Source organism: Isoptericola halotolerans, from assembly GCF_003003075.1.
Lineage (GTDB): Bacteria > Actinomycetota > Actinomycetes > Actinomycetales > Cellulomonadaceae > Isoptericola > Isoptericola halotolerans_A.
In genome coordinates this window covers 207,503-227,196 of the sequence record NZ_PVTX01000005.1, presented here as the reverse complement: position 1 = coordinate 227,196, position 19,694 = coordinate 207,503, and the positions used below count along the sequence as shown (strand labels likewise).

Annotated in this window: 33 protein-coding genes; 32 read left to right on the top strand and 1 reads right to left on the bottom strand. The window is 68.6% G+C overall.

Translation table 11 applies throughout. From position 1 onward, the window contains the following. Nucleotides 1–76: 76 nt before the first annotated feature. The 32 genes from tuf to BCL65_RS09145 all read left to right on the top strand — a co-directional run bounded on the left by tuf (nucleotide 77) and on the right by BCL65_RS09145 (nucleotide 19,017). Nucleotides 77–1,273 carry an elongation factor Tu gene (gene tuf, locus BCL65_RS09300; RefSeq protein ID WP_106267319.1) on the top strand — a complete coding sequence of 399 codons (1,197 nt, stop codon included), beginning with the start codon at nucleotides 77–79 and terminating at the stop codon, nucleotides 1,271–1,273. A 472-nt stretch (nucleotides 1,274–1,745) separates the two neighbouring features. Next, on the top strand, nucleotides 1,746–2,054 hold the full coding sequence (rpsJ, locus tag BCL65_RS09295) for a 30S ribosomal protein S10 (protein WP_013837837.1): 309 nt from the start codon (nucleotides 1,746–1,748) through the stop codon (nucleotides 2,052–2,054). Nucleotides 2,055–2,065: 11 nt separating this feature from the next. After that, nucleotides 2,066–2,719 (top strand): 50S ribosomal protein L3, encoded by a 654-nt coding sequence (rplC, locus tag BCL65_RS09290; RefSeq protein WP_106267317.1) that lies wholly within the window; start codon nucleotides 2,066–2,068, stop codon nucleotides 2,717–2,719. A 5-nt stretch (nucleotides 2,720–2,724) separates the two neighbouring features. Further along, the gene (gene rplD, locus BCL65_RS09285) at nucleotides 2,725–3,435 is read left to right on the top strand and encodes a 50S ribosomal protein L4 (protein ID WP_106267316.1); all 711 of its coding nucleotides are present in this window, start codon (nucleotides 2,725–2,727) and stop codon (nucleotides 3,433–3,435) included. Then, nucleotides 3,432–3,734: a 50S ribosomal protein L23 gene (gene rplW / locus BCL65_RS09280; protein WP_106267314.1), complete on the top strand. Its 303-nt coding sequence runs from the start codon at nucleotides 3,432–3,434 to the stop codon at nucleotides 3,732–3,734. The genes rplD and rplW overlap by 4 nt, the downstream gene beginning before the upstream one ends. 31 nt (nucleotides 3,735–3,765) lie before the next feature. Then, entirely contained in the window at nucleotides 3,766–4,602 is an 837-nt protein-coding gene (gene rplB / locus BCL65_RS09275) for a 50S ribosomal protein L2 (RefSeq protein ID WP_106267312.1), read from the top strand. Nucleotides 4,603–4,616: 14 nt separating this feature from the next. Next, nucleotides 4,617–4,898 carry a 30S ribosomal protein S19 gene (rpsS, locus tag BCL65_RS09270; protein ID WP_036953289.1) on the top strand — a complete coding sequence of 94 codons (282 nt, stop codon included), beginning with the start codon at nucleotides 4,617–4,619 and terminating at the stop codon, nucleotides 4,896–4,898. A 43-nt stretch (nucleotides 4,899–4,941) separates the two neighbouring features. After that, nucleotides 4,942–5,310, top strand: coding sequence for a 50S ribosomal protein L22 (rplV, locus tag BCL65_RS09265; RefSeq protein ID WP_106267310.1), 369 nt, complete (start codon nucleotides 4,942–4,944; stop codon nucleotides 5,308–5,310). After that, nucleotides 5,310–6,161 (top strand): 30S ribosomal protein S3, encoded by an 852-nt coding sequence (gene rpsC, locus BCL65_RS09260; protein ID WP_106267309.1) that lies wholly within the window; start codon nucleotides 5,310–5,312, stop codon nucleotides 6,159–6,161. The genes rplV and rpsC overlap by 1 nt, the downstream gene beginning before the upstream one ends. A gap of 3 nt (nucleotides 6,162–6,164) precedes the next feature. Next, nucleotides 6,165–6,584 (top strand): 50S ribosomal protein L16, encoded by a 420-nt coding sequence (gene rplP / locus BCL65_RS09255; protein ID WP_106267307.1) that lies wholly within the window; start codon nucleotides 6,165–6,167, stop codon nucleotides 6,582–6,584. Beyond that, complete coding sequence (rpmC, locus tag BCL65_RS09250; protein ID WP_106267305.1) at nucleotides 6,584–6,823, top strand: 50S ribosomal protein L29; 240 nt, start codon at nucleotides 6,584–6,586, stop codon at nucleotides 6,821–6,823. The genes rplP and rpmC overlap by 1 nt, the downstream gene beginning before the upstream one ends. Nucleotides 6,824–6,830: 7 nt before the next feature. Continuing rightward, a complete protein-coding gene (gene rpsQ / locus BCL65_RS09245) occupies nucleotides 6,831–7,115 on the top strand; it encodes a 30S ribosomal protein S17 (protein WP_106267304.1) in 285 nt (94 codons plus the stop codon). A 133-nt stretch (nucleotides 7,116–7,248) separates the two neighbouring features. Continuing rightward, complete coding sequence (rplN, locus tag BCL65_RS09240; RefSeq protein ID WP_106267302.1) at nucleotides 7,249–7,617, top strand: 50S ribosomal protein L14; 369 nt, start codon at nucleotides 7,249–7,251, stop codon at nucleotides 7,615–7,617. Nucleotides 7,618–7,619: 2 nt separating this feature from the next. Then, entirely contained in the window at nucleotides 7,620–7,961 is a 342-nt protein-coding gene (gene rplX, locus BCL65_RS09235) for a 50S ribosomal protein L24 (protein WP_106267300.1), read from the top strand. Continuing rightward, nucleotides 7,961–8,533 (top strand): 50S ribosomal protein L5, encoded by a 573-nt coding sequence (gene rplE / locus BCL65_RS09230; RefSeq protein ID WP_106267298.1) that lies wholly within the window; start codon nucleotides 7,961–7,963, stop codon nucleotides 8,531–8,533. Before rplX ends, rplE begins: the two co-directional genes overlap by 1 nt. A gap of 1 nt (nucleotide 8,534) precedes the next feature. Beyond that, complete coding sequence (locus BCL65_RS09225) at nucleotides 8,535–8,720, top strand: type Z 30S ribosomal protein S14 (RefSeq protein ID WP_013837851.1); 186 nt, start codon at nucleotides 8,535–8,537, stop codon at nucleotides 8,718–8,720. 79 nt (nucleotides 8,721–8,799) lie between these two features. Beyond that, nucleotides 8,800–9,198 carry a 30S ribosomal protein S8 gene (gene rpsH / locus BCL65_RS09220; protein WP_106267296.1) on the top strand — a complete coding sequence of 133 codons (399 nt, stop codon included), beginning with the start codon at nucleotides 8,800–8,802 and terminating at the stop codon, nucleotides 9,196–9,198. A gap of 19 nt (nucleotides 9,199–9,217) precedes the next feature. Further along, nucleotides 9,218–9,754, top strand: coding sequence for a 50S ribosomal protein L6 (gene rplF / locus BCL65_RS09215; protein WP_106267294.1), 537 nt, complete (start codon nucleotides 9,218–9,220; stop codon nucleotides 9,752–9,754). Continuing rightward, nucleotides 9,754–10,125, top strand: coding sequence for a 50S ribosomal protein L18 (rplR, locus tag BCL65_RS09210; RefSeq protein ID WP_106267292.1), 372 nt, complete (start codon nucleotides 9,754–9,756; stop codon nucleotides 10,123–10,125). The genes rplF and rplR overlap by 1 nt, the downstream gene beginning before the upstream one ends. A gap of 37 nt (nucleotides 10,126–10,162) precedes the next feature. Further along, nucleotides 10,163–10,825 carry a 30S ribosomal protein S5 gene (gene rpsE / locus BCL65_RS09205; protein WP_106267290.1) on the top strand — a complete coding sequence of 221 codons (663 nt, stop codon included), beginning with the start codon at nucleotides 10,163–10,165 and terminating at the stop codon, nucleotides 10,823–10,825. Beyond that, nucleotides 10,825–11,007: a 50S ribosomal protein L30 gene (gene rpmD, locus BCL65_RS09200; RefSeq protein ID WP_106267288.1), complete on the top strand. Its 183-nt coding sequence runs from the start codon at nucleotides 10,825–10,827 to the stop codon at nucleotides 11,005–11,007. Before rpsE ends, rpmD begins: the two co-directional genes overlap by 1 nt. A 2-nt stretch (nucleotides 11,008–11,009) precedes the next feature. Next, nucleotides 11,010–11,480: a 50S ribosomal protein L15 gene (gene rplO, locus BCL65_RS09195; protein ID WP_106267433.1), complete on the top strand. Its 471-nt coding sequence runs from the start codon at nucleotides 11,010–11,012 to the stop codon at nucleotides 11,478–11,480. A gap of 342 nt (nucleotides 11,481–11,822) precedes the next feature. Beyond that, entirely contained in the window at nucleotides 11,823–13,121 is a 1,299-nt protein-coding gene (secY, locus tag BCL65_RS09190; protein WP_106267286.1) for a preprotein translocase subunit SecY, read from the top strand. Nucleotides 13,122–13,201: 80 nt separating this feature from the next. After that, complete coding sequence (locus BCL65_RS09185) at nucleotides 13,202–13,759, top strand: adenylate kinase (RefSeq protein WP_165799982.1); 558 nt, start codon at nucleotides 13,202–13,204, stop codon at nucleotides 13,757–13,759. 6 nt (nucleotides 13,760–13,765) lie between these two features. Continuing rightward, nucleotides 13,766–14,632, top strand: coding sequence for a type I methionyl aminopeptidase (gene map / locus BCL65_RS09180; protein WP_106267282.1), 867 nt, complete (start codon nucleotides 13,766–13,768; stop codon nucleotides 14,630–14,632). A 242-nt stretch (nucleotides 14,633–14,874) separates the two neighbouring features. Continuing rightward, nucleotides 14,875–15,096: a translation initiation factor IF-1 gene (gene infA / locus BCL65_RS09175; RefSeq protein ID WP_012867920.1), complete on the top strand. Its 222-nt coding sequence runs from the start codon at nucleotides 14,875–14,877 to the stop codon at nucleotides 15,094–15,096. 83 nt (nucleotides 15,097–15,179) lie between these two features. Beyond that, entirely contained in the window at nucleotides 15,180–15,293 is a 114-nt protein-coding gene (gene rpmJ, locus BCL65_RS09170) for a 50S ribosomal protein L36 (protein WP_088289657.1), read from the top strand. A gap of 180 nt (nucleotides 15,294–15,473) precedes the next feature. Continuing rightward, complete coding sequence (rpsM, locus tag BCL65_RS09165) at nucleotides 15,474–15,848, top strand: 30S ribosomal protein S13 (RefSeq protein ID WP_106267280.1); 375 nt, start codon at nucleotides 15,474–15,476, stop codon at nucleotides 15,846–15,848. Between the two features lie 80 nt (nucleotides 15,849–15,928). Then, on the top strand, nucleotides 15,929–16,333 hold the full coding sequence (gene rpsK / locus BCL65_RS09160) for a 30S ribosomal protein S11 (protein WP_106267278.1): 405 nt from the start codon (nucleotides 15,929–15,931) through the stop codon (nucleotides 16,331–16,333). 147 nt (nucleotides 16,334–16,480) lie between these two features. Next, nucleotides 16,481–17,497, top strand: coding sequence for a DNA-directed RNA polymerase subunit alpha (locus tag BCL65_RS09155; protein WP_106267276.1), 1,017 nt, complete (start codon nucleotides 16,481–16,483; stop codon nucleotides 17,495–17,497). A gap of 76 nt (nucleotides 17,498–17,573) precedes the next feature. Next, nucleotides 17,574–18,083, top strand: a complete 510-nt coding sequence (gene rplQ, locus BCL65_RS09150; RefSeq protein WP_106267274.1) for a 50S ribosomal protein L17 — start codon at nucleotides 17,574–17,576, stop codon at nucleotides 18,081–18,083. Nucleotides 18,084–18,162: 79 nt separating this feature from the next. Next, nucleotides 18,163–19,017, top strand: coding sequence for an alpha/beta fold hydrolase (locus tag BCL65_RS09145; RefSeq protein WP_106267272.1), 855 nt, complete (start codon nucleotides 18,163–18,165; stop codon nucleotides 19,015–19,017). On the opposite strand, the gene BCL65_RS09140 is transcribed toward BCL65_RS09145, so the two are convergent. After that, on the bottom strand, nucleotides 18,914–19,660 hold the full coding sequence (locus BCL65_RS09140; RefSeq protein WP_106267270.1) for an ROK family protein: 747 nt from the start codon (nucleotides 19,658–19,660) through the stop codon (nucleotides 18,914–18,916). The genes BCL65_RS09145 and BCL65_RS09140 overlap by 104 nt on opposite strands. Nucleotides 19,661–19,694 lie beyond the last annotated feature (34 nt).

Genomic DNA, 19,694 nt, shown 5'->3' with positions numbered 1-19,694 from the left:
ACGCCCCGAGGGTTAGGCTTGATCGGCCGACACTCGCAACGTTCGGAACATCTACCCAAGTCCCAGGAGGACCCCAGTGGCTAAGGCCAAGTTCGAGCGGACCAAGCCGCACGTCAACGTCGGCACCATCGGTCACGTCGACCACGGTAAGACGACGCTGACGGCCGCGATCTCGAAGACGCTCGCCGAGACGTACCCCGACCTCCCGTCGAACACCCTGAAGAACTTCGACGAGATCGACGCCGCGCCGGAGGAGAAGCAGCGCGGCATCACGATCAACATCGCCCACATCGAGTACGAGACGCCGAACCGTCACTACGCTCACGTGGACGCGCCGGGGCACGCCGACTACATCAAGAACATGATCACGGGTGCGGCGCAGATGGACGGCGCCATCCTCGTGGTCGCCGCGACGGACGGCCCGATGGCCCAGACGCGCGAGCACGTCCTCCTGGCCCGCCAGGTGGGCGTCCCCTACCTGCTCGTGGCGCTGAACAAGTCCGACATGGTCGAGGACGAGGAGCTCCTCGAGCTCGTCGAGATGGAGGTCCGCGAGCTGCTGTCGTCGCAGGAGTTCGACGGCGACAACGCTCCGGTCGTGCGCGTCTCCGGTCTGAAGGCCCTCGAGGGTGACCCCGAGTGGACCAAGAAGATCCTGGAGCTCATGGAGGCCGTGGACGAGAACGTCCCCGAGCCCGTCCGCGAGCTCGACAAGCCGTTCCTCATGCCGATCGAGGACGTCTTCACGATCACCGGCCGTGGCACGGTCGTCACCGGCAAGGTGGCGCGTGGCACGCTCGACATCAACTCCGAGGTCGAGATCGTCGGCATCCGCTCCCCGCAGAAGACGACGGTCACCGGTATCGAGACCTTCCACAAGCAGATGGACCAGGCGCAGGCCGGCGACAACACCGGTCTCCTCCTGCGTGGTCTCAAGCGTGAGGACGTCGAGCGCGGCCAGGTCGTCGTGAAGCCGGGTTCGATCACCCCGCACACGAACTTCGAGGCGCAGGTCTACATCCTGGGCAAGGACGAGGGTGGCCGTCACAACCCGTTCTACTCGAACTACCGTCCGCAGTTCTACTTCCGGACCACCGACGTCACCGGTGTCATCACGCTGCCCGAGGGCACCGAGATGGTCATGCCGGGCGACAACACCGACATGTCGGTCGAGCTGATCCAGCCGATCGCCATGGAGGAGGGCCTCGGCTTCGCCATCCGTGAGGGTGGCCGCACGGTCGGTTCCGGCCGTGTCACCAAGATCATCAAGTGATCTCCTGATCACTCGGTGACCTCGGGGAGCTGAGCTCCACCGGTCCGTCCGAGGCCCGGGCCCCCTTCGCGGGGCCCGGGCCTCGGGTGCGTCCGGCGTCACACCCCTGAGGACTTGGTCTCCCGGGTCCTCGTATGGCAAGATGGTCAAGTTGCCTGTCACGGGCGCGTTCTTTCTCGTGTCGAACAGTGTGTAGCACCGCGGTGCACGCCACGGCCTCCAGGCCGGTGGTGTCACCAGGAGCGGTCACCCTCCTCGGAGGGGGTCGTGGGGATGCCTGCTGTCGATACGCGGAACGCCCCACGCACACACGTGTTTCGACAGGCTGGACATACGTCGTGGTCCGCGCAGCGGTCCACAATCAACGGCCCCAACGCCGGACAGGCGTGCGCCCGAGCGTCTCGCACTATGCGACACGCCCGAGCGCGGGGGTCGGACATTAGCGGTTCGAGAGAGAGAGTCAGACGACGCCATGGCGGGACAGAAGATCCGCATCCGGCTCAAGTCCTACGACCACGAGGTCATCGACAGCTCGGCGCGCAAGATCGTCGACACGGTGACACGCGCTGGTGCGACGGTCGTGGGTCCGGTGCCGCTGCCGACGGAGAAGAACGTCTTCACCGTCATCCGGTCGCCTCACAAGTACAAGGACAGCCGTGAGCACTTCGAGATGCGCACGCACAAGCGCCTGATCGACATCATCGATCCCACGCCGAAGGCGGTCGACTCGCTGATGCGCATCGATCTGCCGGCTGACGTGAACATCGAGATCAAGCTCTGAGGCTGGAGATCATGACCAACCAGCAGAAGAACATGACCGCGGTGCTCGGCACCAAGCTCGGCATGACGCAGACGTGGGACGACGCGGGCAAGCTCGTGCCGGTCACCGTCGTCGCCGTCCCCACCAACGTGGTGACGCAGGTCCGCGACGCGGAGGCCGACGGCTACGCCGCCGTCCAGCTCGCTGCCGGGCAGATCGACCCCCGCAAGGTCACCAAGCCGCTCAAGGGCCACTTCGAGAAGGCCGGCGTCACGCCGCGCCGTCACGTCGTCGAGGTCCGTACCGACAACGCCGGTGAGTACACCACCGGCCAGGAGATCACCGCCGAGGCCTTCGAGGCCGGGGCCGTGGTCGACGTCGTCGGAACCACCAAGGGCAAGGGCACCGCCGGCGTCATGAAGCGTCACGGCTTCTCCGGCGTGGGCGCCTCGCACGGTGCGCACCGCAACCACCGCAAGCCGGGTTCGATCGGCGGCGCCTCCACGCCCTCGCGCGTGTTCAAGGGCATGCGGATGGCCGGTCGCATGGGCCACGCCCGCAAGACCGTCCAGAACCTGACCGTCCACGCGGTCGACGCGGAGAAGGGTCTGCTGCTCGTCAAGGGCGCGGTCCCGGGTCCGAAGGGCGGCATCGTCCTCGTCCGTACCGCCGCGAAGGGAGCCTGAGACAGATGGCTAACCTGAACGTCGACGTGCTCGACGCCACCGGCAAGAAGTCCGGCACCGCCGAGCTCCCCGCCGAGGTCTTCGACGTCGCCACGAACGTCCCGCTGATCCACCAGGTGGTCGTCGCCCAGCGCGCTGCGTCGCGTCAGGGCACGGCGTCCACCAAGACCCGCGGCGAGGTCCGCGGCGGTGGTCGCAAGCCGTACAAGCAGAAGGGCACCGGCCGCGCCCGTCAGGGTTCGACCCGCGCCCCGCAGTTCGCCGGCGGTGGCACCGTCCACGGCCCGCAGCCGCGCAAGTACGACCAGCGCACGCCGAAGAAGATGAAGGCGGCCGCCCTGCGCGGTGCCCTCTCGGACCGCGCTCGCGCGGGTCGCGTGCACGTGGTGTCGGGCTTCGGCATCGACGGTGTCCCGTCGACCAAGACCGCGCTCAGCACGATCGCGAAGCTGACGGACCGCAAGCACGTGCTGGTCGTCACGGAGCGCTCGGACGAGCTGACCATCAAGTCGCTCCGCAACGTCGAGCAGGTCCACCTGCTGACGGCGGACCAGCTGAACACCTACGACGTGCTCGTCTCCGACGACGTCGTCTTCACCCAGGGCGCGCTCGACGCGTTCGTGGCGGGCCCGACCACGGGCAAGTCGGTGAAGGCGGTCGCGACGGAGGCAGAGGCCGAGGTCGAGGCAGCATCCGAGAAGGAGGCCACCAAGTGACCGCCGTGACGAAGGACCCGCGCGACATCCTGATCGCGCCGGTCGTCTCCGAGAAGTCCTACAACCTCCTCGACGAGGGCAAGTACACCTTCGTCGTGGACCCGGACGCCAACAAGACCGAGATCAAGATCGCGGTCGAGCAGGTCTTCGGTGTCAAGGTCGCCTCGGTGAACACGATCAACCGCAAGGGCAAGACGCGTCGTACGCGTTACGGCCTGGGCAAGCGCAAGGACACGAAGCGTGCGATCGTCACCCTCCGCGAGGGTTCGATCGACATCTTCGGTGGTCCGGTCGGCTGAGCCGGACGAGAGCAGATCGAGGACAACTTCCATGGGAATCCGTAAGCACAAGCCGACGACGCCCGGCCGCCGCGGCTCGAGCGTTGCCGACTTCGTCGAGATCACGCGCTCTGAGCCGGAGAAGTCGCTGGTTCGTCCGCTGTCGAAGACCGGCGGTCGCAACAACTCCGGTCGGATCACGACCCGCCACAAGGGTGGTGGCCACAAGCGCGCCTACCGCGTGATCGACTTCCGTCGTCACGACAAGGACGGCGTGCCGGCCAAGGTCGCGCACATCGAGTACGACCCGAACCGCACGGCGCGCATCGCGCTGCTGCACTACGCGGACGGCACCAAGCGCTACATCGTGGCGCCGAACAAGCTGTCGCAGGGTGACACCGTCGAGGCCGGTCCCGGCGCCGACATCAAGCCCGGCAACAACCTGCCGCTGCGCAACATCCCGACGGGTACCGTCCTGCACGCCGTCGAGCTCCGCCCCGGTGGCGGCGCGAAGATCGCCCGCTCCGCGGGTGCCTCCGTGCAGCTCGTCGCGAAGGACGGCCCCTACGCCCAGCTGCGCATGCCGTCCGGCGAGATCCGCAACGTCGACCTGCGCTGCCGCGCGACGGTCGGCGAGGTCGGGAACGCCGAGCAGTCGAACATCAACTGGGGCAAGGCCGGCCGCAACCGCTGGAAGGGCATCCGCCCGACCGTCCGCGGTGTCGTCATGAACCCCGTCGACCACCCGCACGGTGGTGGTGAGGGCAAGACCTCCGGTGGTCGCCACCCGGTCAGCCCCTGGGGACAGCCCGAGGGCCGGACCCGCCGTCCGAACAAGTCGAGCGACAAGATGATCGTCCGCCGTCGCCGCACCGGCAAGAAGCGCTGATAGGAGCCTGACAGATGCCTCGTAGCCTGAAGAAGGGCCCCTTCGTCGACGACCACCTGCAGAAGAAGGTGGACGTCCAGAACGAGAAGGGGACCAAGAACGTCATCAAGACCTGGTCCCGTCGGTCGGTCATCACGCCCGACTTCCTCGGTCACACCTTCGCCGTGCACGACGGTCGTAAGCACACCCCGGTCTTCGTGACCGAGGCGATGGTCGGCCACAAGCTCGGCGAGTTCGCTCCCACGCGGACCTTCCGCGGCCACGTGAAGGACGACAAGAAGGGCCGCCGCCGCTGAGCGGGGCGACCCTGACGGTCTGAGAAAAGGAAGCAGGACAGCAATGGAAGCCAAGGCGCAGGCGCGGTTCGTCCGTGTCACGCCCCAGAAGGCCCGGCGCGTCGTGGACCTCATCCGTGGCAAGCAGGCCGTCGAGGCCGTCGCGGTGCTCAAGTTCGCGCCGCAGGCCGCGAGCGAGCCGGTCCGCAAGGTCGTCGAGTCCGCTGTGGCGAATGCCCGGGTCAAGGCCGACCGCGCGAGCGAGCGCTTCGACGAGACCGAGTACGTGGTCTCCGAGGTGTACGTGGACGAGGGCCCGACTCTCAAGCGGTTCCGACCGCGGGCCCAGGGGCGTGCGAGCCAGATCCTCAAGCGCACCAGCCACATCACCGTGGTCGTCGCACCGCGTGAGCAGAAGGAAGGGGCCCGATAGTGGGGCAGAAGATTCACCCGCACGGGTACCGCCTCGGCATCACCACCGACCACCGGTCGCGCTGGTTCGCCGACAGCACCAAGCCTGGGCAGCGGTACCGCGACTACGTCCGTGAGGACGTCGAGATCCGGAAGCTCATGAGCACCGGTCTCGAACGGGCCGGCATCTCCAAGGTCGAGATCGAGCGCACCCGCGACCGCGTCCGCGTGGACATCCACACGGCGCGTCCGGGCATCGTCATCGGCCGTCGTGGTGCTGAGGCCGACCGCATCCGCGGTGAGCTCGAGAAGCTCACCGGCAAGCAGGTGCAGCTGAACATCCTCGAGGTCAAGAACGCGGAGATCGACGCCCAGCTCGTCGCGCAGGGCATCGCCGAGCAGCTGGCGAGCCGTGTCTCGTTCCGCCGTGCCATGCGCAAGGGCATCCAGTCCGCGCAGCGTGCCGGCGCGAAGGGTATCCGCGTGCAGGTCGCCGGCCGTCTCGGCGGCGCCGAGATGAGCCGTTCGGAGTTCTACCGCGAGGGCCGCGTGCCCCTGCACACCCTCCGCGCGAACATCGACTACGGCTTCTTCGAGGCCCGCACGACCTTCGGCCGCATCGGCGTGAAGGTCTGGGTCTACAAGGGCGACATGACCGAGAAGGAGTTCGCCGCGCAGCAGGCCGCCGCCGGTCCCCGCCAGGGCCGTGGTGGCCGTGGTGGCCCCGAGCGTCGTGGTGGCCCGCGCCGCAACGACCGCAACGAGCGTCCGTCGCAGCCGAAGCAGCAGTCCGCTGCCGAGGGCACCGCAGCGTCCGACGCGCCGGCCCCGGCCGAGCAGGCCGCGGCCCCCGAGTCCGGAACGGAGGCCTGAGTCATGCTGATCCCGCGCAGGCTCAAGCACCGCAAGCAGCACCACCCGAAGCGCTCCGGCATGGCCAAGGGTGGCACCACGATCTCGTTCGGCGACTACGGCATCCAGGCTCTCGAGCCGGCCTACGTCACCAACCGTCAGATCGAGGCTGCTCGTATCGCGATGACCCGCCACATCAAGCGTGGCGGCAAGGTCTGGATCAACATCTACCCGGACCGGCCGCTCACCAAGAAGCCTGCCGAGACCCGCATGGGTTCCGGTAAGGGTTCGCCCGAGTGGTGGGTCGCCAACGTCAAGCCCGGCCGTATCGTCTTCGAGCTGGCCGGAGTCCCTGAGGAGCTTGCTCGTGAGGCCCTGCGCCGTGCGATGCACAAGCTCCCGATGAAGTGCCGTTTCGTGGTGCGCGAAGGTGGTGCGAACTGATGGCTATCGGTACCCAGGGGCTTGCCCCGGCCGACCTCGACGGCTTCGACGACGAGACCCTCGTCGCGAAGCTCAAGGAGCAGAAGCAGGAGCTCTTCAACCTGCGCTTTCAGGCCGCCACCGGCCAGCTCGAGTCGCACGGCCGCCTCAAGGCGGTCAAGCGTGACATCGCGCGGATCTACACGGTCCTGCGCGAGCGCGAGCTCGGCATCCGTACGGCCCCGAGCGTGAGTGAGTGAGGCACTGATGAGCGAGAACACCGAGACGGTGACCACCGAGGAGCGGGCAACCCGCAAGGTGCGTCGCGGATACGTCGTCAGCGACAAGATGGCCAAGACCATCGTCGTCGAGGTCGAGGACCGCGTGAAGCACCCGCTCTACGGCAAGGTCATGCGCCGTACCAACAAGGTCAAGGCGCACGACGAGCAGAACAGCGCCGGCATCGGCGACCTGGTCGTCATCATGGAGACCCGCCCGCTGTCCGCGACCAAGCGGTGGCGACTGGTGGAGATCCTCGAGAAGGCCAAGTAAGACTGTCCTTCCCGGTGGGGGCGCGGTGTGACACACGTATGCGTCGGGTCCCCACCACAGCAACTATCCGTTCGGCAAGGCTCGCCCGGGAAAGCCCGGGCCGAGAACCGGCTCGACGACAGGAGATCAATCGATGATCCAGCAGGAGTCGCGACTGCGGGTCGCCGACAACACGGGTGCCAAGGAGATTCTCTGCATCCGCGTTCTCGGTGGGTCCGGACGTCGCTACGCCGGTATCGGCGACACCATCGTCGCCACCGTCAAGGACGCGATCCCGGGCGGCAACGTGAAGAAGGGCGACGTGGTCAAGGCCGTCATCGTCCGGACCGTCAAGGAGCGCCGTCGTCCCGACGGTTCCTACATCAAGTTCGACGAGAACGCCGCCGTGATCCTCAAGACCGACGGCGAGCCGCGCGGTACGCGCATCTTCGGCCCCGTGGGTCGCGAGCTGCGCGACAAGCGGTTCATGAAGATCATCTCGTTGGCCCCGGAGGTGCTCTGACCATGGCGAAGATCAAGAAGGGCGACCAGGTCCAGGTGATCTCTGGTCGCGACAAGGGCCAGACGGGCCGTGTGCTCGAGGTGCTCACCGACAGCGACCGTGTCGTCGTCGAGGGCATCCAGCGCGTGACCAAGCACGTGAAGGCCGGCCAGACGTCGCGTGGCACCCGCACGGGTGGCATCGAGACCGTCGAGGCGCCGATCCACGTCTCCAACGTGATGCTGGTCGACCCCGAGACCAAGAAGCCGACCCGCGTCGGGTTCCGCCTCGAGGAGGTCGAGCAGGACGGTCGCACCCGTACCGTGCGCGTCCGCTACGCCAAGCGTTCCGGGAAGGACATCTGATGACCGAGACGACTGTCGAGGCCCCGGCCCTGCCGCGCCTCAAGCAGAAGTACCGCGAGGAGATCCTGTCCGCGCTCCAGGAGGAGTTCGGTCACTCGAACCTCCACCAGGTCGCCGGTCTGACGAAGATCGTCGTCAACATGGGTGTCGGTGACGCGGCCAAGGACTCGAAGCTCATTGAGGGCGCGATCCGCGACCTGACCGCGATCACCGGTCAGAAGCCGCAGATCAACCGCGCGAAGAAGTCCATCGCGCAGTTCAAGCTGCGTGAGGGCATGCCGATCGGCGCGCACGTCACGCTGCGCGGCGACCGCATGTGGGAGTTCCTCGACCGGCTGCTGTCGGTCGCGTTGCCGCGAATCCGCGACTTCCGCGGTCTGAGCCCGAAGCAGTTCGACGGGCACGGCAACTACACGTTCGGTCTCACGGAGCAGTCGATGTTCCACGAGATCGACCAGGACAAGATCGACCGGGTCCGTGGTATGGACATCACGGTCGTGACCACGGCGACGACCGACGACGAGGGCCGCTCCCTGCTGCGCCGTCTCGGTTTCCCCTTCAAGGAGAACTGACATGGCGAAGAAGGCCCTGATCAACAAGGCGAACGCCAAGCCGAAGTTCGCCGTGCGCGCCTACACCCGGTGCCAGCGGTGCGGTCGTCCGCACTCGGTCTACCGCAAGTTCGGCCTGTGCCGGATCTGCCTGCGGGAGATGGCCCACCGTGGTGAGCTCCCCGGCGTCACCAAGAGCAGCTGGTAAAACAACTACGCCGTAGGTCCGTGCGGTGCTCCTCCGAGCACCGCACGGATACCCCGGCGAGGAAGGGCTGGAGCCCGATATGACTATGACCGACCCGATCGCAGACATGCTGACGCGTCTGCGCAACGCGAACTCGGCGCACCACGACACGGTCACGATGCCGTTCTCGAAGCTGAAGTCGCGGATCGCGGAGATCCTGCAGGCCGAGGGTTACATCACCGGCTGGTCCGTCGAGGACGCGACGGTGGGGCAGAACCTCACCATCGACCTCAAGTACGGCCCGAGCCGCGAGCGCGCCCTCACCGGCGTGCGCCGTGTGTCCAAGCCTGGTCTGCGTGTCTACGCGAAGTCCACCAATCTGCCCAAGGTCCTCGGCGGCCTCGGCGTGGCCATCCTGTCCACCTCCTCCGGCCTTCTGACTGACCGTCAGGCGCAGGACAAGGGTGTGGGCGGCGAAGTCCTCGCCTACGTCTGGTAATCGGAAAGGAGAGACGCCAATGTCTCGAATCGGCAAGCTCCCCGTTCCGGTCCCGGCCGGCGTGGACGTCACCATCAGCGGCGCGCTCGTGACTGTGAAGGGCCCCAAGGGGTCCCTCGAGCACACGGTGCCCGCCCCCATCACGGTCGAGCAGGAGGACGGCACCCTCAGGGTCGCCCGTCCCGACGAAGAGCGTGAGTCCCGTGCCCTGCACGGCCTCACCCGCACCCTGCTGGCCAACATGATCACCGGCGTGACCAACGGCTACGAGAAGAAGCTCGAGATCGTCGGCACCGGTTACCGCGTGACCGCCAAGGGCAGCGACCTCGAGTTCGCCCTCGGCTTCTCGCACCCGGTGAAGGTCACCGCCCCCGATGGCATCACCTTCGCGGTGGAGAGCCCGACGAAGTTCTCGGTGTCCGGCATCGACAAGCAGCAGGTGGGCGAGGTCTCGGCGAACATCCGCAAGATCCGCAAGCCCGAGCCGTACAAGGGCAAGGGTGTGCGCTACGCCGACGAGGTCGTCCGTCGCAAGGTCGGAAAGGCTGGTAAGTGATGGCTCTCAAGGTTCTGGGCAAGGGCAAGAGCGTCGCTCGTCAGCGCCGTCACCTTCGCCTGCGCAAGAAGATCAAGGGCACCGCGGAGCGTCCCCGCCTCGTCGTGACCCGCTCCTCGCGCCACATGGTGGCGCAGGTCGTCGACGACACGCTCGGCAAGACCGTGGCGTCCGCCTCGACGCTCGAGGCCGACATGCGCGCCTCCGGCGACGACAAGACCGCCAAGGCCCGCAAGGTCGGCGAGCTCGTCGCCGAGCGCGCCAAGGCCGCCGGGATCGACGCCGTGGTCTTCGACCGCGGCGGCAACAAGTACCACGGTCGGGTGGCTGCGGTCGCCGACGGCGCCCGCGAAGGCGGTCTGGCGCTGTGATGACGACCACTTTCGCACGGAAGATGAGGATCCTCTGATGGCTGCAGGGCAGCGCAACACCGGCGCCCCCCAGGGCGCCAACGAGTCCAAGAACGACGGTCGCCGCTCCAAGCGCGACGACCGCCGCAACAACCCCCGCGACGACAAGAACGCCTTCGTCGAGCGCGTGGTCACGATCAACCGCGTCTCCAAGGTCGTCAAGGGTGGTCGTCGCTTCAGCTTCACCGCCCTGGTCGTCGTGGGTGACGCCGACGGGACCGTCGGCGTCGGCTACGGCAAGGCCAAGGAGGTGCCCTCGGCGATCGCCAAGGGTGTCGAGGAGGCGAAGAAGAACTTCTTCCGCGTCCCGCGCATCCAGGGCACCATCCCGCACCCCATCCAGGGTGAGGAGGCCGCCGGCGTCGTGTTCCTGCGTCCGGCCTCCCCGGGTACCGGTGTGATCGCCGGTGGTCCGGTGCGTGCCGTGCTGGAGTGCGCCGGTATCCACGACGTGCTGAGCAAGTCGCTCGGTTCGTCGAACGCGATCAACATCGTCCACGCCACCGTCGCGGCCCTCAAGGGCCTCGAGGAGCCGGCCGCCGTGGCCGCGCGTCGTGGTCTGCCGCTCGAGCACGTGGCCCCGGCCGCGCTCCTGCGGGCCCAGGCCGCCGGTCTCGCCGCCAAGAGCGAGAAGAAGGCCGACGAGAAGGTGGGTGCGTGATGGCTCGCCTCAAGGTCACCCAGGTCAAGTCCGCCATCGGCGGCAAGCAGAACCAGCGTGACACGCTGCGGACCCTCGGCCTCAAGCGGATCGGCGACACCGCCGTGAAGGAGGACCGCCCGGAGATCCGTGGCATGGTCACCACGGTGGCGCATCTCGTCACCGTCGAGGAGGTCGAGTGATCATGGCCGACAGCACCGACAAGAAGGCGGCCCAGCCGCTGAAGGTCCACCACCTGCGTCCGGCCGCCGGCGCCAAGAAGGCCAAGACCCGTGTGGGTCGTGGTGAGGCGTCGAAGGGTAAGACGGCGGGCCGCGGTACCAAGGGTACGAAGGCTCGTTACCAGGTCCCCGCGGGCTTCGAGGGCGGGCAGGTCCCCCTGCACATGCGCCTGCCGAAGCTCCGTGGCTTCAAGAACCCGTTCCGCGTCGAGTACCAGGTCGTGAACCTGGACAAGCTCGCCGCGCTGTACCCGGAGGGTGGCTCCGTCACCGTCGAGGGCCTCGTCGCCAAGGGCGCGGTCCGCTCCGGTCAGCCGGTGAAGGTGCTCGGCACGGGCGAGGTCACCGTGAAGCTGGAGATCGCGGTCGACGCGGTCTCGGCGTCCGCCAAGGAGAAGATCCTGGCGGCCGGTGGCTCCGTCTCGGAGGACTGAGAACTGACAGAGGGCCGGTGGCGCGCGTGCGCCGCCGGCCCTCCGTGCTGTCCCGGGACGGGTGACGACCGGCTCGGGACGGCCTCGGGGAACGACCGAGATCGGCCGATCTGCTACTTTCGTTCGACGCACGTGGCCCAGGTCACTTCCCGAGGCACGTAGAATCCGTCACGGTCCGATCTGTTCGCGACGTTCGCGACGCGAGCGGTGATCGTCGGGGATCCCGGCCGGACCACGACCGAGTCGGTGCGCCGACGCCGCGGCCACGGCCGCGACGGGGCGCACCACACCTCGCCGGACTCCGGCGACACGACACCCCGCCGCGGCGGGTCAGGAGGATAGGTGCTCAGCGCATTCGGCCGGGCTTTCCGGACACCGGACCTGCGGCGCAAGCTGCTGTTCACGATCGCCATCATGGCGTTGTTCCGCGTGGGGTCGTTCATCCCGACGCCGGGCGTCGACTACGCCAACGTCCAGCAGTGCGTGGCGACGATCGAGAGCGAGACCTCGCTGCTCGGCCTCGTCAACACCTTCAGTGGTGGCGCGCTCCTGCAGCTGTCCGTCTTCGCCCTCGGCATCATGCCGTACATCACGGCGAGCATCATCACGCAGCTCCTGCGCGTGGTCATCCCTCGCTTCGAGGCGCTCCACAAGGAGGGGCAGTCGGGCCAGGCGAAGCTGACGCAGTACACGCGCTACCTGACGATCGCCCTGGCGATCCTGCAGTCGACGACGATCATCACGACGGCGCGCACCGGCCTGCTCTTCCCGGGCTGCGGCCTCGACGTGGTCGTCGACGACCGCTTCGTGACGGCGGCGCTCATGGTCGTGACCATGACGGCAGGCACCGGCCTGGTCATGTGGATGGGCGAGCTCATCACCGAGAAGGGCATCGGCAACGGCATGTCGCTGCTGATCTTCACCTCGATCGTGGCGAGCTTCCCGACGGCCCTGTGGTCGATCGCCGGCGGCGCCAACGGCCCGCTGAACTTCATCATCATGATCCTGGTCATCATCCTGGTCATCGGCATGGTCGTGTTCGTCGAGCAGTCGCAGCGCCGGATCCCCGTGCAGTACGCCAAGCGCATGGTGGGGCGCCGCATGTACGGCGGGACGAGCACCTACATCCCGATCAAGATCAACATGGCCGGCGTCATCCCGGTGATCTTCGCCGCGTCGATCCTCGCCATCCCTGCTCTCCTCGCCCAGTTCGGCGACCAGACGGCGGACTGGGTCATCTGGATCTCGAACAACATCGCTCAGCAGAACCAGCCGCTGTACATCGCCCTGTACGTCCTGATGATCATCTTCTTCGCGTTCTTCTACACGTCGATCACGTTCAACCCGGACGAGGTCGCGGACAACATGAAGAAGTACGGGGGCTTCATCCCCGGTATCCGCGCCGGCCGGCCCACGGCCGAGTACCTCGACTTCGTGATCACCCGCATCACGTCGGCAGGCGCGCTCTATCTCGCCATCGTCGCGCTCATCCCGACGCTGGTGCTGGTCCTCCTCGGTATCACGACGAACATCCCGTTCGGTGGCACGTCGATCCTCATCATCGTCGGCGTCGGCCTCGAGTTCGTGAAGCAGGTCAACTCCCAGCTCCAGCAGCGACACTACGAAGGGTTCCTCCGTTGACCGAGACGAACACCCCGACCACCCGCCGCGAGCTCCACGGTGCCCCCAGCGCCGAGGGACGCGTCACGCGTCTGGTGATCATGGGCCCGCAGGGGGCCGGCAAGGGCACCCAGGCGGCCCGCCTCGCGGAGATCTTCGAGATCCCCGCGATCTCCACCGGAGACATCTTCCGTGCCAACATCGCGGGCGGCACGGAGCTGGGCAAGCTCGCGCAGGAGTACTCGGCCAAGGGTGAGCTGGTCCCCGACGAGGTCACCGACTCGATGGTCCGCGACCGGCTGGCGGAGGACGACGTCCACGCAGGTTTCCTGCTGGACGGCTATCCCCGCAACGCCCACCAGGTCGAGGCGCTCGACGCCATCCTCGGTGACCTCGGCTGGGAGCTCGACGGCGTCATCGAGCTGACGGCGGCGCGCGACGAGCTGCTCGAGCGCATCGCCAAGCGCGCGGAGGTCGAGGGCCGGGAGGACGACACCCCCGCGGCCATCGAGCGTCGGCTGGACATCTACGACGCGGAGACGGCACCGCTCACGGCGGCCTACGCCGAGCGTGGCATCCTCGCCCAGGTCGACGGCCTCGGCGAGATCTCCGAGGTCACGGACCGCATCGTCGCCGCGCTCGCTCAGCAGCTCGGCTGAGCCGGCGTGTTCCGTTCGCGCCCGCGGATCGAGCTCAAGAGCCTCGACCAGGTACGCCTCATGCGACGTGCCGGGCTGGTTGTGGCGGACGCGCTCGCCGCGGTGCGGGCAGCCGCTCGCCCGGGGATGACGACGGGCGACCTGGACGTCGTCGCCGCCGGTGCGATCGCCGAGGCCGGCGCGGAGCCGTCCTTCCTGGGCTACCACGGGTTCCCGGCGTCGATCTGCACGTCGGTGAACGAGGAGGTCGTCCACGGCATCCCGGGCCGGCGGGTGCTCGCCGCCGGCGACCTGGTCTCCGTCGACTGCGGTGCGGTCGTGGAGGGCTGGCACGGTGACTCCGCGCTCTCCTTCCTCCTGGGGGAGCACGGAGCGGTCGACGACGACGCGCCCGGCGTCGCGGACGCGGAGGGGCAGGGCCTCGTGCGGACCACCCGGACCGCGATGTGGGCCGGGATCGCCGCGCTCGCCGAGGGCCGGCGCGTCGGTGACGTCGGCGTGGCCGTCGAGGCCTCCGTCGAGCTGTCCGCCGAGCTCCTCGGGGCCGAGTACGGTCTGGTCGAGGAGTACACAGGCCACGGGATCGGAACGGCCATGCACCAGCCGCCCGACGTGCTCAACTTCGCCGCCACCGACCGCGGGCCGCGGTTGCGTCCGGGGATGTGCCTGGCCGTGGAGCCGATGGTCACGCTCGGCGGCCCGAGGACCGACGTGCTGCCGGACGGCTGGACCGTGGTCACCACCGACGGTTCGCGGGCCGCGCACTGGGAGCACACGGTGGCCGTCGTGGACGGCGGGGTGGCCGTGCTGACGGCGCACGACCTGGGCGCAGCAGGGCTCGAACCCTTCGGCGTCCGGCCGGTGCCCCTGTGACCGAGGTCAAGGTTGCCGTCCGCCCCGGATGGAGTAGGATGGCCTGTCGGGTGTAGTCCGTCGTGCGTGCCGACCCGAGCTCGCGGAGTCGACCGAGTCGTTCCGCCGGGCAGAGGATGTCGGCGTGTCGCGCGGAAGCACGCGATCCACGTTCCCGACGTCCTGTCCTGGTGCCGCCACGGCCGGCCGGAGGCGCGTGGCAGCAGTCCGTCGAGAGACACAGACGAGAGTTAGCGGAGGACATGGCAAAGAAGGACGGTGTCATCGAGATCGAGGGCAGCGTGGTCGAGGCCCTGCCGAACGCGATGTTCCGCGTGGAGCTGGCCAACGGGCACAAGGTTCTCGCGCACATCTCGGGCAAGATGCGGCAGCACTACATCCGGATCCTCCCCGAGGACCGGGTCGTCGTGGAGCTCAGCCCGTACGACCTGTCCCGTGGCCGGATCGTCTACCGCTACAAGTAGTCGTCATCCCCCCACCCGATCTACATCGCCGCCTGTGCGGCCCGGCCTCACGGCTCGGCCAGGGAGGCGGCGGAGGAACACTGATGAAGGTCAAGCCGAGCGTCAAGAAGATCTGCGACAAGTGCAAGGTGATTCGCCGGCACGGTCGCGTCATGGTGATCTGCGAGAACCAGCGCCACAAGCAGCGCCAGGGCTGATCGCAGCAGCATGACTTCGTGGCCGTCCTGATCCAGGACGCCACGCACAGCGCACCAGCACGAACCCGACCGCCCTCCGAGGCGGCGGGGGAACCTCCGGTCCAGGGGCCGGGGCCCGCGGTCCTCGCGGGATGCCGGTGCGGGAGACCTCTGGAGAGCAGTACAGGAGCCGAGAGGCACATGGCACGTCTTGTCGGCGTCGACCTCCCCCGCGAGAAGCGGATCGTGGTCGCGCTCACCTACATCTACGGCGTCGGTCGTACCCGCGCCGAGCAGACCGTCGCGGCGACGGGGATCTCCCCGGACGCGCGCGTGAAGGAGCTCGGCGACACCGAGCTCGTCGCGCTGCGCGACTACCTCGAGGGGAACTACCAGCTCGAGGGTGACCTCCGTCGCGAGGTCGCTGCCGACATCCGCCGCAAGGTGGAGATCGGTACCTACCAGGGTCTGCGTCACCGTCGCGGACTGCCGGTGCGCGGTCAGCGCACCAAGACCAACGCGCGTACCCGCAAGGGCAAGAAGCGCACCGTCGCGGGCAAGAAGAAGGCCCGCTGACGTCAGCAGTCCGTGGAGCGCGTCAGCCTGGCTGACGTCCGCCCCGGTCCGACGACCTCAGACCAGGAGTATTTGCAGATATGCCTCCCAAGACCCGCGCAGGCGCTGCGCGCAAGCCCCGCCGCAAGGACAAGAAGAACGTCCCGCTCGGCCAGGCGCACATCAAGAGCACCTTCAACAACACCATCGTGTCGATCACGGACCCGTCGGGTGCCGTCATCTCGTGGGCGTCCGCCGGCCACGTCGGCTTCAAGGGCTCCCGCAAGTCGACCCCGTACGCCGCGCAGCTCGCCGCGGAGTCGGCCGCCCGCCGCGCCCAGGAGCACGGCGTCAAGAAGGTCGACGTCTTCGTCAAGGGCCCGGGTTCCGGTCGTGAGACCGCCATCCGCTCCCTGCAGGCGACCGGCCTCGAGGTCGGCTCGATCCAGGACGTGACGCCCCAGGCGCACAACGGCTGCCGCCCCCCGAAGCGTCGCCGCGTCTGATCATCCGGACTGCCGGCCGGGCCTGCTGACACGCAGGCTCGGCCGGCACTCCGCCCGGACGGGTGGACCGAGTCCCGCCCGGGACCGCGCGAGACCGCGGATCCGTGATGCGTCATATAGCGGACGCACACTGAAAGGACCAACACAGTGCTCATCGCACAGCGCCCGACACTGACCGAAGAGGTCATCTCGGAGTACCGTTCGCGCTTCTCCATCGAGCCGCTCGAGCCTGGCTTCGGCTACACGCTCGGCAACTCCCTGCGCCGCACGCTGCTGTCGTCCATCCCGGGCGCGGCGGTCACCTCCATCCGCATCGACGGTGTGCTCCACGAGTTCACCACCGTGCCGGGTGCGAAGGAAGACGTCACCGAGATCATCCTCAACATCAAGAACCTCGTCGTCTCCTCGGAGAACGACGAGCCGGTCGTGATGTACCTGCGCAAGCAGGGCGCCGGTGCGGCGACCGCGGCGGACATCGTGCCGCCCGCGGGCGTCGAGGTGCACAACCCCGACCTGCACATCGCCACGCTCAACGACGAGGGCAAGCTCGAGATCGAGCTCACCGTCGAGCGTGGACGTGGCTACGTGTCCGCCGCGCAGAACAAGGCCATGGACGCCGAGATCGGTCGCATCCCCGTCGACTCGATCTACTCGCCCGTCCTCAAGGTCACCTACAAGGTCGAGGCGACCCGTGTCGAGCAGCGCACGGACTTCGACAAGCTGATCGTCGACGTCGAGACCAAGCAGGCCATCGCACCGCGTGACGCGCTCGCGTCGGCCGGCAAGACGCTCGTCGAGCTGTTCGGCCTCGCCCGGGAGCTCAACGTCGAGGCCGAGGGCATCGAGATCGGCCCGTCGCCGACGGACACCGCGCTGGCCGCGGACCTGGCGCTGCCGATCGAGGAGCTCAACCTCACCATCCGGTCGTACAACTGCCTCAAGCGTGAGGGCATCCACCAGGTCGGTGAGCTCGTCGCACGCAGCGAGGCCGACCTGCTGGACATCCGTAACTTCGGTGCGAAGTCGATCAACGAGGTCAAGGAGAAGCTGGCCGAGCTCGGCCTGGCCCTCAAGGACTCGCCCCTCGACTTCGACGGCTCCGGCGCGCAGTACTTCAGCGGCGGGGACGACGAGGCCTCGTACACCGACGAGCAGACGTACTGACGCACCGCGCCCGCAGCGGCCCCGCTCGACATGACGGGGCCGCGCGGCGCGGAACCACCCTCAAGGAGAACCAGAAATGCCTACCCCCACCAAGGGTCCGCGGCTCGGTGGCAGCCCGGCTCACGAGCGCCTGATCCTCGCGAACCTGGCGACGGCGCTCTTCGAGCACGGCCGCATCACCACGACCGAGACGAAGGCCAAGCGCCTGCGTCCGACCGCCGAGCGTCTCATCACGCTCGCCAAGCGCGGCGACCTGCACGCCCGCCGTCGGGTCCTGACCATCGTGCGTGACAAGTCCGTCGTGCACACGCTGTTCACCGAGATCGCCCCGGCCATGGCCGAGCGCAACGGTGGCTACACGCGCATCACGAAGGTCGGCAACCGTAAGGGCGACAACGCCCCCATGGCGGTCATCGAGCTCGTGACGGAGCCGGTCAGCCCGAAGCAGGCCGTCGTCGCCGAGGCCACGAAGGCCACCGAGAAGTCGGCGAAGGACGAGAAGCCGGCCAAGGACGAGAAGGCCGCCGAGACCCCGGTCGAGTCGACCGAGTCCGAGGCCCCGGCCGAGGAGAAGAAGGAGGACTGAGTCCTTCCTCCGCCTGATCCTCGAGGGCCCCGCACCACCTGAGGTGGTGCGGGGCCCTCGTCGTCCCTACCGTGGGGGCATGCTCCCGGTGGTGCTGCTGCACGGCTCTCGGACCTCGTGCACCATGTGGCGCCGTCAGGTCGGGGTGCTGCGGGACGCCGGCATCCCGACGACCGCGCCGGACCTTCCGGGCCATGGCACGCGACGCGGCGAACGGTTCCGCCTGGACGAGGCGGTGGGCACGGTGCACGACGCGGTGGCCGACGCCGGCGGCCGGGCACTGGTGGTCGGCCTGTCCCTCGGCGGATACATCGCGATCGAGCACCGTGCCCGGTTCCCCGAGCAGTCGGCAGGACTCGTGGCCGCGTCCTGCAGCACCAGCACGGACGTGCCCCTGCGCCGGGGCTGGCTGCGGCTCGCCCGCTGGATCGAGCGGTGGCCGGACTCCGGCGCGCGGCTCAACGAGGCCTTCGTCCGGGGGCTGCTGGACGCCGAGTCCGGTCAGGACCTGGCGGCGGGTGGCTTCGCGCTGGAGGTCATGGCGGACGTCCTGGCCGAGGTGGGCCGGATCGACACCCGCGCGGCGCTGCGAGCCGCGGACAGCCCGGTGCGGCTCGTCAACGGGCAGTGGGACCACTTCCGGGGCCAGGAGCGCTCACTGCTCGCCGCGGCCCGCGCCGGGGGAGCGCAGGCACGTCTCGTCGTGGTGCCGCACGCCCGCCACCTCGTGAGCCTCGATCAGCCGGTGGCGTTCAGCCGTGCGGTCCTCGAGGCGCACGCGGACATGGACGCCGAGGAGCGGACGCGCGACGCCGTCGGGCGGCAGGGCCTCAGTCCACGAGCAGGTCCCACGCCCGCGCACCGCCCACCAGCGCGGCCGAGTTCGGCACCACCACCACGTCGTCCCCGAGCCGTTCGAGGGCCGACGGCGTGATCCGGCGTGCGTTGCCGCCGCCCAGGTAGAGCCGGTCCCACCAGAACACCGGACGGAGCCCCTCGACGACGGCCACCACGCGGCGGGACCAGAGGCCGTCCCCGAGGCGACGCCGTTCCGGCTCCCCGACGTAGGCGTCGTACGTGGTGCTGCGGCGTACCGGTGCCCGGGACCACTCGAGGTGCGGGGCGAGCCGGCCGCCGTCGAACAGCGCGGAACCGAGACCGGTGCCGAGGGTGAGCACCAGCTCGACCCCCGACGACGAGATCACCCCGGCGCCGTGCACCTCGGCGTCGTTCAGCACCAGCGCGGGCAGACCCAGCCTGGCGCCCAGCGCGGCGCGCACGTCGAAGCTGCTCCAGGCCGTCACGAGCTCGGGCAGGACGCGGGAGCGGGGACCGGAGCGCGTGACGTAGTGCGGGGTGTGCACCACCACGCCGTGCCGGACCATGCCCGGCATGCCGAGGGTCAGCCGGTCGGCGCGCGGCAGGCCCGCGGCGATCTCCGCCACGGTGTCGACGAGCAGCGCGGGCGGGAGCGGGTACGGCGTCGGGACGCGGACGGGTGCGGCATGAGCGGTGCCGGCGGAGTCGAGCACGTTCGCCTTGATGCCGCCGCCGCCGCAGTCCACCGCGAGGGTCATGAGATCGGCCACCGCCCCATCATCCGGTCAGAAT

Excerpts from the sequence above, each read along its gene's own strand:
- rplF (WP_106267294.1), top strand. The coding sequence starts at position 9,218 with ATGTCTCGAATCGGCAAGCTCCCCGTTCCGGTCCCGGCCGGCGTGGAC.
- rpmD (WP_106267288.1), top strand. The coding sequence starts at position 10,825 with ATGGCTCGCCTCAAGGTCACCCAGGTCAAGTCCGCCATCGGCGGCAAG.
- rplD (WP_106267316.1), top strand. The coding sequence starts at position 2,725 with ATGGCTAACCTGAACGTCGACGTGCTCGACGCCACCGGCAAGAAGTCC.
- rplX (WP_106267300.1), top strand. The coding sequence starts at position 7,620 with ATGGCGAAGATCAAGAAGGGCGACCAGGTCCAGGTGATCTCTGGTCGC.
- BCL65_RS09185 (WP_165799982.1), top strand. The coding sequence starts at position 13,202 with ATGGGCCCGCAGGGGGCCGGCAAGGGCACCCAGGCGGCCCGCCTCGCG.
- rplR (WP_106267292.1), top strand. The coding sequence starts at position 9,754 with ATGGCTCTCAAGGTTCTGGGCAAGGGCAAGAGCGTCGCTCGTCAGCGC.
- rpmC (WP_106267305.1), top strand. The coding sequence starts at position 6,584 with ATGGCTATCGGTACCCAGGGGCTTGCCCCGGCCGACCTCGACGGCTTC.
- rplP (WP_106267307.1), top strand. The coding sequence starts at position 6,165 with ATGCTGATCCCGCGCAGGCTCAAGCACCGCAAGCAGCACCACCCGAAG.
- rplB (WP_106267312.1), top strand. The coding sequence starts at position 3,766 with ATGGGAATCCGTAAGCACAAGCCGACGACGCCCGGCCGCCGCGGCTCG.
- rpsS (WP_036953289.1), top strand. The coding sequence starts at position 4,617 with ATGCCTCGTAGCCTGAAGAAGGGCCCCTTCGTCGACGACCACCTGCAG.
- rplO (WP_106267433.1), top strand. The coding sequence starts at position 11,010 with ATGGCCGACAGCACCGACAAGAAGGCGGCCCAGCCGCTGAAGGTCCAC.
- rpmJ (WP_088289657.1), top strand. The coding sequence starts at position 15,180 with ATGAAGGTCAAGCCGAGCGTCAAGAAGATCTGCGACAAGTGCAAGGTG.
- rplE (WP_106267298.1), top strand. The coding sequence starts at position 7,961 with ATGACCGAGACGACTGTCGAGGCCCCGGCCCTGCCGCGCCTCAAGCAG.
- rplQ (WP_106267274.1), top strand. The coding sequence starts at position 17,574 with ATGCCTACCCCCACCAAGGGTCCGCGGCTCGGTGGCAGCCCGGCTCAC.
- rpsK (WP_106267278.1), top strand. The coding sequence starts at position 15,929 with ATGCCTCCCAAGACCCGCGCAGGCGCTGCGCGCAAGCCCCGCCGCAAG.
- rpsJ (WP_013837837.1), top strand. The coding sequence starts at position 1,746 with ATGGCGGGACAGAAGATCCGCATCCGGCTCAAGTCCTACGACCACGAG.
- rpsM (WP_106267280.1), top strand. The coding sequence starts at position 15,474 with ATGGCACGTCTTGTCGGCGTCGACCTCCCCCGCGAGAAGCGGATCGTG.
- BCL65_RS09225 (WP_013837851.1), top strand. The coding sequence starts at position 8,535 with ATGGCGAAGAAGGCCCTGATCAACAAGGCGAACGCCAAGCCGAAGTTC.
- BCL65_RS09140 (WP_106267270.1), bottom strand. The coding sequence starts at position 19,660 with ATGACCCTCGCGGTGGACTGCGGCGGCGGCGGCATCAAGGCGAACGTG.
- rpsH (WP_106267296.1), top strand. The coding sequence starts at position 8,800 with ATGACTATGACCGACCCGATCGCAGACATGCTGACGCGTCTGCGCAAC.
- infA (WP_012867920.1), top strand. The coding sequence starts at position 14,875 with ATGGCAAAGAAGGACGGTGTCATCGAGATCGAGGGCAGCGTGGTCGAG.
- rpsE (WP_106267290.1), top strand. The coding sequence starts at position 10,163 with ATGGCTGCAGGGCAGCGCAACACCGGCGCCCCCCAGGGCGCCAACGAG.
- rplV (WP_106267310.1), top strand. The coding sequence starts at position 4,942 with ATGGAAGCCAAGGCGCAGGCGCGGTTCGTCCGTGTCACGCCCCAGAAG.
- rplC (WP_106267317.1), top strand. The coding sequence starts at position 2,066 with ATGACCAACCAGCAGAAGAACATGACCGCGGTGCTCGGCACCAAGCTC.
- BCL65_RS09145 (WP_106267272.1), top strand. The coding sequence starts at position 18,163 with ATGCTCCCGGTGGTGCTGCTGCACGGCTCTCGGACCTCGTGCACCATG.
- rpsQ (WP_106267304.1), top strand. The coding sequence starts at position 6,831 with ATGAGCGAGAACACCGAGACGGTGACCACCGAGGAGCGGGCAACCCGC.
- rplN (WP_106267302.1), top strand. The coding sequence starts at position 7,249 with ATGATCCAGCAGGAGTCGCGACTGCGGGTCGCCGACAACACGGGTGCC.